General features: G+C 70.8%; 9 protein-coding genes and 1 tRNA gene. 1 reads left to right on the plus strand and 9 read right to left on the minus strand.

Annotated features, from left to right (window positions below; all coding sequences use genetic code 11):
* Positions 1–39: 39 nt before the first annotated feature.
* Positions 40–1,092: a Gfo/Idh/MocA family oxidoreductase gene (locus tag ACIBSV_RS15305; protein WP_395863018.1), complete on the minus strand. Its 1,053-nt coding sequence runs from the start codon at positions 1,090–1,092 to the stop codon at positions 40–42.
* A 161-nt stretch (positions 1,093–1,253) separates the two neighbouring features.
* Here ACIBSV_RS15305 and ACIBSV_RS15310 point away from each other — a divergent pair.
* A tRNA-Arg gene (locus tag ACIBSV_RS15310) sits at positions 1,254–1,326 on the plus strand.
* Positions 1,327–1,504: 178 nt separating this feature from the next.
* On the opposite strand, the gene ACIBSV_RS15315 is transcribed toward ACIBSV_RS15310, so the two are convergent.
* From ACIBSV_RS15315 to ACIBSV_RS15350, 8 genes are all read right to left on the minus strand, one after another.
* Positions 1,505–2,872 (minus strand): tyrosine-type recombinase/integrase, encoded by a 1,368-nt coding sequence (locus tag ACIBSV_RS15315; RefSeq protein WP_395863020.1) that lies wholly within the window; start codon positions 2,870–2,872, stop codon positions 1,505–1,507.
* Positions 2,872–3,105: a helix-turn-helix transcriptional regulator gene (locus tag ACIBSV_RS15320; protein WP_395863022.1), complete on the minus strand. Its 234-nt coding sequence runs from the start codon at positions 3,103–3,105 to the stop codon at positions 2,872–2,874. The genes ACIBSV_RS15315 and ACIBSV_RS15320 overlap by 1 nt, the downstream gene beginning before the upstream one ends.
* Positions 3,098–3,292: a hypothetical protein gene (locus ACIBSV_RS15325; protein ID WP_395863024.1), complete on the minus strand. Its 195-nt coding sequence runs from the start codon at positions 3,290–3,292 to the stop codon at positions 3,098–3,100. The genes ACIBSV_RS15320 and ACIBSV_RS15325 overlap by 8 nt, the downstream gene beginning before the upstream one ends.
* Before the next feature lie 294 nt (positions 3,293–3,586).
* On the minus strand, positions 3,587–5,578 hold the full coding sequence (locus ACIBSV_RS15330; protein WP_395863026.1) for a DUF3987 domain-containing protein: 1,992 nt from the start codon (positions 5,576–5,578) through the stop codon (positions 3,587–3,589).
* A complete protein-coding gene (locus ACIBSV_RS15335) occupies positions 5,575–7,098 on the minus strand; it encodes a DNA cytosine methyltransferase (protein WP_395863028.1) in 1,524 nt (507 codons plus the stop codon). The genes ACIBSV_RS15330 and ACIBSV_RS15335 overlap by 4 nt, the downstream gene beginning before the upstream one ends.
* Complete coding sequence (locus ACIBSV_RS15340; protein WP_395863029.1) at positions 7,095–7,853, minus strand: hypothetical protein; 759 nt, start codon at positions 7,851–7,853, stop codon at positions 7,095–7,097. Before ACIBSV_RS15340 ends, ACIBSV_RS15335 begins: the two co-directional genes overlap by 4 nt.
* 88 nt (positions 7,854–7,941) lie before the next feature.
* Positions 7,942–8,154 carry a hypothetical protein gene (locus ACIBSV_RS15345; RefSeq protein WP_395863031.1) on the minus strand — a complete coding sequence of 71 codons (213 nt, stop codon included), beginning with the start codon at positions 8,152–8,154 and terminating at the stop codon, positions 7,942–7,944.
* A 114-nt stretch (positions 8,155–8,268) separates the two neighbouring features.
* Entirely contained in the window at positions 8,269–8,703 is a 435-nt protein-coding gene (locus ACIBSV_RS15350) for an NUDIX domain-containing protein (protein ID WP_395863033.1), read from the minus strand.
* Positions 8,704–8,918 lie beyond the last annotated feature (215 nt).

Consider the following 8,918-nt stretch of genomic DNA (forward strand, 5'->3'; position numbering starts at 1 on the left):
AGTGCCCGAATTGTCCGCATTCCCAACGTGCCGTCGCGGTTACAACGCGACGGTCACTCCGTCGGCGGAGGACCGCTGCGCCGCCTCGATCGTCTCCAGGACGGACACCGCCTCCTCGATCGCCACCGGGGGCGCGCCCTCGCCCCGCACCGCGCGCGCGAACGCGGCGTAGTAGTCCTGGTAGGCACCCGGCTCGGTCTCCACCGGCACGGTGTCCCCGGGCGTACCGAGCCTTCCCCACGCCGACGGTGGCTCGGTCCCCCACCCGGGCGTACCGACCTCCGCCCCGGCGCGCAGCAGTTCCTCCTGCGGGTCCATCCCGAACTTCACATACGACGCCTTCGAACCGAGCACCCGAAAGCGCGGTCCGAGGTCGGCCGCCGCCGCGCTCATCCACAGGTGCGACCGCACCCCGCTCGCGTGGGTGAGCGCCACGAACGAGTCGTCGTCCACGAGCGCCCCGGCCCGCCGGGCGGACAACTCGGCGTACACGTGGGTGGGTCGCCCGAACAGCGTCACCGCCTGGTCGATCAGGTGGGTCCCGAGGTCGTACAGGATCCCGCCCAGCGCCGCCGGATCGGCCTGCTCCTTCCACCCCGAGGTCCGCACCTGCGGTCGCCACCGCTCGAACCGCGACTCGAAGCGGTACATCTCACCGAGCCGCCCCTCCTCGACCAACCGCCGCACGGTCCGGAAGTCGCCGTCGAACCGACGGTTCTGGTACACCCCCAGCACCCGCTCGCAGCGCGCCGCCGTCGCGGCCAGCGCCCGCCCCTCGGCGGCGGTCCCCGCGAACGGCTTGTCCACCACCACGTGCAGCCCGGCCTCCAGCGCGCGCTCCGCCAGCGGTACGTGGAAGCGGTTCGGCACAGTGATCACCACGAGGTCGAAGTCACCCGCGCGAGCGAACATCTCGTCGGTCGTCCCGATCAGCTCGGCCTGCGGATGCCGCTCGTGCGCCGTCGCCCGGCGCTCCGGATTCCCGGTCACCACGGCGGCCAGTTCCAGCCCCTCCGTGGCCTCGATGACCGGTGCGTGGAAGGCCGAGCCCCCTACGCCGTAGCCGACAAGTACAGTCCTTGTGGGACCCACTGCGCCTCCCTCTGCCCGATTCGGCCCTTCTCTGATCACATTCTGGCCGCCAACTGCGTCTGATCAGGTAACGGTGACCGCCGGAACGTCGGTGAGGCATGCACACGGCCCTATTCTGTTGTGCCGCGACCGGATCCAGTGCAAGATCCTGATTCGCCCACGCCCTCGTAGCTCAGTGGACAGAGCAGGTGCCTTCTAAGCACTTGGTCGCAGGTTCGAGTCCTGCCGGGGGCACAGCCACGCCGCCGTCCGCCGCCCGCACCCCCGGGCGGCGTCCGCGCAGGTCAGAGCAGGTCTCGCCAGACACGCCGAAGCGCCGGACCACCATCCGAGTGAATCGGCGGGGATCCGGCGCTGTCCGGCTGTCACCGGGGTTATACGGATAGCTGCGGCAAATACGCGGCGAAGTTTCTCAGGCCGTGGACAGCGCCGCTTCGATGCGCTTGTGCAAGTCCGCTTCGTGGCCGGAAATGCACAGAGCGTAAGCCGTGAGCAGGACGGCAACGCTGTTCCCCGCCCACGCCGCCACCTGCGCCGGTGGCACCCCGGCATTCAGCCACTCGGTAAGGCACGTGTGCCGCAGGTCGTACACCCGTTTGCCGAGCGGCGAAGCGAACTGCTCGGGCGACAGCACGGCCTTCCGGGCGCTTCCCCACGCCCGCCGGTAGACGACTCCTGAGAGCGGGTCGCCGCCCTCGCCCTGAAACAGGAGGTCTCCGGGCTTGAGCCTCTGCACCCTGATGTGCTCGCGCAGGCTCGCGACCAGCTTCGGATGGACAGGCACGGGTCTCGTCTCGGTCTCCGCACGCCCCTTGAGGTGGCGTTCGTCCCGCAATTCCCCTGAGTCCGTCCACTGCTTCCCAACCTCGGGTGTCGCCTTGTGCGCGAGAATCTCGCCCCAACCCTCCTCGGGCAGTGTCACGTCGTGCACCCGCAGGGCCAGGGCTTCCTCCGGACGCAGGCCCGCGTAACGCACGGTCTCGAAGAAGGGCCGAAGTCGAACACCTCCCCGCGGTCGTTGGCCGATCGCGTCGAGCAGGGCAACGGTCTGGGACGGGTTGACCAGGCATCGCTTGTCGACCACGCCGGACGTCTGGATGGACGGCAGCGTCAGCCCCTTCAACGGGTTCGCACCGAGTGCCCCGGAGCGCACGGCGAACTCCAGAGCGTTGTACAGGATTCGCCGGTTGCGCTGAGCCGTGGACTTCGCAACGTTCTTGCCGTCCAGCTTGCTGGACATGGCACGCACTACCGCCGACAAGACCTCGTTCTCTTCCAGAGCCGACACCGGCCGCGTGCTGCGCGCGACCCATCGCAGAACCCGTGCGTACTCGGTGGGCGCCTGGTCGCGCTGCTCGCGGTTGAAGGCCCATTCCCGAAGCGCCGTCCGCAAGACCACAGGGTCGATTCCCTTCGGGGCACTGCGAAGCATCGCCACGGTGGCGGGCACGAGTGCCTTGGCGATGTTCTTCCTGTTGTTCGCAGACACGTCGGGCCACTTCATATCCACGTACTTGAGCACGAAGTCGTACCAGCTCACGGTCGTGGTGGCCTTCGCTCGATCCACGACAGGGAGTCCGGTCTCCGTGCTGAACGCCACGCCCTTCTTGGCAGCGCTGAGCAGCTCGGAGCGTGCACTGTCCGCAAGAGCGGCGTTCGCGTACGTCTTCGAGTAGGGCGCACCCGCCACCGTCCACCGCACGATGTACGTGGTGCCACGCTTCCCCTTGTAAACGCGGATCTTCCAGAACCGCACGTCGAACGTGGTTCGTGCACCCATCAGTCGGCGTCCTCCCGTTCATCCAGCCAGTCGTCCAGGACCTGACGGCGCACCCGCAGGTCGCCGTTCGGGAGCTTGATGCAGCGGGGCGCGCGACCCTTCTGGCGCCAGTCGTAGAAGGTCGAGCGCGCGACACGAAGTTCGTCACAGACCTCGTCGAGTGTGAGTTTGTCAGTGGGCTTGGGCGGGCGCGGCGCGGTGGTCTTGGCGGTTCCGATCCGACGGTCAGTCATTGTTCGCTCCGTGGCTGTGGGGGCCCGTGGCGGTCGTGGGCGGTGCGACGGTCAGGTAGACGCGGCAGAGCTTCGAGGGCGGCCGGTCGGCGTAGTGGCGGCTGGTGTCGAGGACTTCGAGCACTTCGGCGAGAGCGGCGGCGGTGTGGTCGCACTCGTCCGGGGTGCCGTGAAGGCGGATACGCACGGTGACTCCCATGGGGTTGTGGACCCTTGGGGGCGCGCACAAATCGCTAAATTCGGAAGAGGGCTCTGACCTGCGGGTTCGCGGATCGTTAAATCGCGCACAAACCGCGCACAACTCGCACCAAATTCCGGCACTCCCCGCGCGGGCAGCCAAGTTCGCTACGGAAGGTGACGGAGTCGGGCGGGGGCTCGGCAGAGCCCGGATCCGGTGCCTGCTGATTTTGGCGCGAGTTTGGCGCGGTTTGTGCGCGAATTAGCGTCCGACGAAACCGCAGGTCAGAGGCCCGTTTTGAATTTAGCGATTTGTGCGCGGGTCTCTGAGACTTGGGTGAAGGAGGTAGCGCTTCGCGGGCGGCCGTCCTCGACCGCGCTTGTCCGGCGGCGGGATCGGCTGAAGCCACCCGAACTCCTCCAGCGTGGTCAGCGCCGGGTCGATCGAGCGGGACGTCGGGTACTCCCGGCAGCGCACGCCCTTGAACACGGCCGTGTGGCTCACCTCGCGCGCCGGGTTGGCCCTGAGCCACCCGTGTACGAGTCGGGCACCGTCGAGGTCCATGTCGGCGTCGGTGCCCATGAGTTCGAACACGGCGAGGGCGTGGGCGACGAAGTAGTCGCCGAGGTTGATGGCTGCGGTCATGGTCTCGGGGGTGACGGGTTTGCCCCAGCCGTCGGTCAGGTGCTCGGCGAGGTGGAGCAGGCCCGCGATCCGTGCGACCGCGCCCGCGAGCTTGCTGGCCCACGTGGCGATGTGCCCGAGAGCGCCCTCGCGCGGGCGCAGTTGCGGTTCGAGGCGCTCCTGAAAGACGGCGAACACGGCGTCGGCCTCGGGCGAGACGGTGACCGCGGCGGGTTCGGTGAGCGCGCCGAGGGAGCGGGTGAGCGCGGCCATGTTGCGGCCGTACGTCTCCAGCGTGGACGCGGGAATGGGTTCGGGGCGGGTGCTGCGGTAGCCCACCCAGGACTCCGGCAGGCTGTACAGGAACCGCGCGAGGAGTCCGCGTCCGGCGAATTCGTCCTGGGCGCCGATGGCCTTGAGGACGTCGGGTTGGCAGGCGAGTCCGATGGTGAGGGCGGGGGCGCGGAGGTATTCGGCGCGTCCGGCGCGGTTGACCTTGAGCATGTCCCCGGCGTGGCCCTTGAGGTAGACGTCGAGGTTGGATCGGCCGCTGCTGTATCGCCCGGCGATGATGTCGAACACTCCGCCCTCGGCGGACAACACGGCCAACCGCCCGCCCTGCTGGGCGAGGAGGGAGGCGACGGCTTCCGGGGTAGCGTCGTCCGCGATCAGTTGCGGCAGTACGGGCACGGTCATGGCCTCAGCGGCCTGGGCGAGGTCGACGGCTTCGGCGGCGAGGTAGGCGCCGCCGCTGCCGTCGTCGTTGGCGGCCTTGATGGCGGCCTTCTTCGCGGCCTCCTCGGCGACGTCCTTGAGCATGCGGGCCTCGACCACGGCCATGCGGCTCTCCTCCTGCACGGCCTGCTCGACGTCCAGCAGCGGCGCGGTCATCAGGTCGAACACGGCCGACTTGCGGTTGCCCGGCGGGAGGGCGGCGGCGGTGAACAGGTTCAGCGGCTCCGTCCACTGCCCCCGAACCCGCACCACCACCCGCCCACCCGCGGCCGTGGCCAGACACGACAGGCCCACCACCCCGGCAAGGTCCGGCGGGGTCTGTGTCTCCTCGGCGACCGCGGTCACGAATGCGCCCATCCATCCGGGGAACGAGGCGACCGGCAACGGCGGCAGCGCCACCCCGCCGCCGAGCGGGATTGGGTCCGGCCACCGCTCGTGGTCGGCCTCCGTGACCGCCCGCAGCTCGTCGGCTGCGACCCGGCTGGCCTCATCCGGGTCGGCGGATCCGGAGGCTTGGACGAGCCGTACCCCGGCCTGCGCAATGCGCCGCAACCGGGCCTGCTCGGCGACGATCCGGGCGTAGTAGGGACCGTTCGCCGCAGTCGGCACCGCGCTCAGGCAGGTATGCAGGTAGGGGGCACCGCCGACGCGGGTGATGACGCCAGCGCGGGTCAGGTGGGCGGCCACGGCCACCGTGTCGGTCGGCTCCCCGACGGCCACCAGGTCCCGCACCGCGCGCCAGATCGAGGCGTGCGCGGGCCGGTAGAACGCCTCCTCGGGGTCGCCGAGTTCGGCCTCGATCTCGGGAACGACCGACGCGTCGAGCAGGGCCGCACCGAGAACGGCGCGTTCGGCGTCCAAGTCGCACGCGACACCTTCGGCGGGAAGGTCGTTGGTCTCCGCGTGGACGCGTTCGAACGGGATGGGGCCGCTCACGTGCAGGTCTCCTCTCCGGTGAGGGCGTGGGCGACGGCGGCGATCAGGTCGCGGGCCGCGGGCGGGGTGACGGCGTTGCCGGCCATGCGGACGCGTTCGCGTTTGGTGCCCAGGAGCAGGTATTCGGTGGGGAATGCCATGGCGGCCTGGATCTCGGGGACGGCGAGCATGCGGAACAGGCAGTCCTCGATGTCGACGTCCGTGACGATCAGGGCGTGGCGTTCGTGGGTGGTGACCGTGGAGGCGGGTTCGGCGACCGGGCGGGCGTTGCCGTTGCCGTAGTACGGCACGAGCAGGGCGTCCGTCTCGCGGGTGGTGCGGGTGCGCATCGGCTCGTCCACCGGTTGCGCGTCCTCGTTCCACGTCCCGCCCGAGGGCACCAGCAGGGGCGGGGGCCATGTGATCAGGGACTGGTGGCCGGCGGTGGTGAGTGTGCGCAGGGGCTCGGTGGCCGGAGTGCACATCTGCCCGGCGTCGCCGCGCGGGGTGTTGTTGCGCATGACGATCGCATGTCCGGCCGCGGTCACGAGGCCGTGGTGGTTCCCGGACGCGCACACCGTGGCGAGCGGTGCGCTCACCGGCCGGTGGTCGCTGCCACCACCGCGAAGTTCCGCCACGAACGGCGCGTACGCGCCGCCCGTGTCGGGTGTGGTGAGTGGGCGGGCGTACTTGGCCAGTCCCGCCCGGATCCTCGCGAGCGTCTTGGCGGCGAGCGGTCGCAGCCGGTCGCCGATGCGTTGTCCGGGCACGGTCCAGTCGATCGCGTCGGCGGCCGGCCGCACCGCCGGATGCACCTCGACGTGGCATCGCGCGGTCGGGCACCGCCACACGTACTGCGCGCGGTACCGGCCGCCGGGCCGGTCGTGCCGTTTCCACGCCTGCACCGCCCGCACCAGCCGGTCGCACGTCGGGCAGTGCGCGGTCGGGCGGGTCCACCGGTCCAGGTCCGGGCAGGGGGACGGCGCCCGGTGGGCGACGGCGTACCAGCGGTCGCGGGATTGCGGGGCGGCCGGCCCCAGCGCGGCGGCGAACATCGAGTTCATGAACACCTGATGCAGGCAGTACCCGAGCGCCTGGAGCGCGAGGCGCCACGCGCCGAACAGCTCCCAGTCCCGCACGTCCACCACGTTCTCCACCACGATCGCGCGGTAGCGGTGGTGCTCGGCGAAGCGGACCACGTCCCACATGGTCGCCCGCGATCGGGTGGCCGCCTCGTCCGGCAAGGGTGCCTCGTCGTCGAACAGCGAGCCCTGGGCGGGCCTGCGTCGGGCGCCCTTGGCGATGGAGTGGTTCGTGCACGAAGGCGACGCCCACAGGATGTCGGTGGCGGGATAGCGGCGCGGGTCCACCTGCGAGACGTCCGCGCAGTCGTGGTCGGTGGCGGGGTGGTTGGTGTTGTGGGTGTCGACGGCGAGGCGCCAGTGGTTGGCCGCCATGCGCACGGACACCCCGGGCACCTGGATCGCGCCGGTGGAGCTGCCCCCGGCGCCGCAGAACAGGTCGGTCATCGTCAGCGTCACAGCGACTCCGCTCCATCCGTCGGGCGGCGGTCGATGGCCTCGATCCACGCGGCGGCGACCGCCGCGACCTGCACCAACTCGGCCCGCAGCCGGGCAGTTTCGTCCTCGGCGAGGGCTTCGTAGACCTCCTCCAGGAGGATCGAGCGCCAGTCGGGGCCGCCGTGCGCGGCCAAGTGCTGGCAGGCGTCGCGGTGCCGGTCGGCCTCGAAGCGCATGACCGGTCCGCCGGTGCCGTCCGGCCAGTTCTGCTCACCGAACTTGGCGTCCTGGGCCGCGCGCTCGGCATCGATCTCGGCCGAGACGGCCGCGAACCCGCAGGTCCGTCCGACGTCGGACAACGGCGGAGTGATGCCGTGGGTGGTGGAGTCCAGGAGCGGACGGTCGACGTCGCGGTGTTCAACCTCGATGCGCGAGCACCCGTCGGCGAGGATGTCGGCGACGTGGCGGGCGACGGCGACGCTGCGGTGCCTGCCGCCCACGCATCCGCAGGCGATCGTGATCGAGTCGGGCACGGCGTGGGCGAGGTCGTGTGCGGCGAGGGCGGTCACGGCGGCGAGGTCGCGCACGCCCGGGGTGTCGAGGACGTCCTCGAACACGTCCTCGTCCAGGCCCGTCCGGTAGCGCATCGTGGGGTCGCCGTGCGGGTTGCGGAAGCGCCTGCGGAGGTCGAGCGTGATCTCGGCCTCGGGGGCGTCGGCGTGGCCGTAGCCGAAGCTGACGACGCGGATGACCCGCGCGGTGCTGTGGTTTGTCATGCTGGTGGTCCCTTCCGGGTCCGTGATGGTCGGGTTGGGCCCGGGGCGACCGTCATTCCGCCAAGTCCGGCGGTCGCCCCGGGGATGTTCAGACCTTCAGGTCGGCGATCTCCTTGGCGCGGCTGGGGAAGAGGACGCGGCGGGAGACGGTGCCGAGGACGATGCGTTTGTCGGTGCGGTGTGCGGACGTGAGCAGGTCCCGCCCCGTGGTCAGGGCGTGGGTGTCGGTCGGCTCGCTGAAGTACTGGCTGCCGCGCTTGTTGCCTGCGGCGTCCTTGAACTCGATGTGGAACTCGGCCATGGCGGAGCAACCTTTCTCGGGTCTGTCGGTGGGTGTCGGGAGCCGGGTGTGTCACCGGGGTGCGGGGGCGCGATTCCCTCGCGTGCGCGGGGGGTGGTCAGACGCGTTCCGACATCAGGGCCGTCGGGAGCTGCGAATTGCGGCGGCGAGGATGTCGGCGTGGTCGAACGCCAATTCCCTGGGCAGGTCGTCCACCGGCCACCAGCAGGCGGCGCAGGCGTCGTCACCGGCCACGATGGCGGTGTCGTCGGGAACGACGACGAGGTACGCGACGGTGCTGTACGGACCCCGGGGGTCGCGTCCGGGCCCGTCCCAGGTACCGATCCGGCGCAGATCGCCGGGCGCGACCAGGACCCCGGCCTCCTCCGCCAGTTCGCGTACGGCGGCGGCGAGGTCCGTCTCCCCGGGGTCCACGTGGCCGCCGGGCAGCGCCCAGCAGCCTACGTAGGGGTCCCAGCCGCGCTTGATCAGCAGGACGCGGTCGTCGCGGGTCACGGCCACCACGTCGGCAGTGCGGATGGTCTCGTCGGTCCGGTCGGTCTCGGTCATGTTGGGAATCTCCTGTCGTTGCGTTGTGTGTTCGGGTGATGTGGGGGTGGGGGTGGGGCCCCCGGGGTGGGGGCCGGAAAAGCGCAGGCCAGAGCTGCGACTTCGAGTGGATGGGGGTCCGCGTACTGGGGGTGGGGGCGCCCCCCCCCCCCCCCCCCCCCCCCCCGGCGGGGCCGCGGGGGGGGGGGGGGGGGGGGGGGGGACAACACCCGCCC

Origin of the sequence: Embleya sp. NPDC050154 (assembly GCF_044460165.1) — a bacterium.
GTDB lineage: Bacteria > Actinomycetota > Actinomycetes > Streptomycetales > Streptomycetaceae > Embleya.

Coding starts and splice junctions, on each gene's coding strand:
- ACIBSV_RS15345 (WP_395863031.1), bottom strand. CDS start 8,154: ATGGCCGAGTTCCACATCGAGTTCAAGGACGCCGCAGGCAACAAGCGC.
- ACIBSV_RS15315 (WP_395863020.1), bottom strand. CDS start 2,872: ATGGGTGCACGAACCACGTTCGACGTGCGGTTCTGGAAGATCCGCGTT.
- ACIBSV_RS15320 (WP_395863022.1), bottom strand. CDS start 3,105: ATGACTGACCGTCGGATCGGAACCGCCAAGACCACCGCGCCGCGCCCG.
- ACIBSV_RS15340 (WP_395863029.1), bottom strand. CDS start 7,853: ATGACAAACCACAGCACCGCGCGGGTCATCCGCGTCGTCAGCTTCGGC.
- ACIBSV_RS15350 (WP_395863033.1), bottom strand. CDS start 8,703: ATGACCGAGACCGACCGGACCGACGAGACCATCCGCACTGCCGACGTG.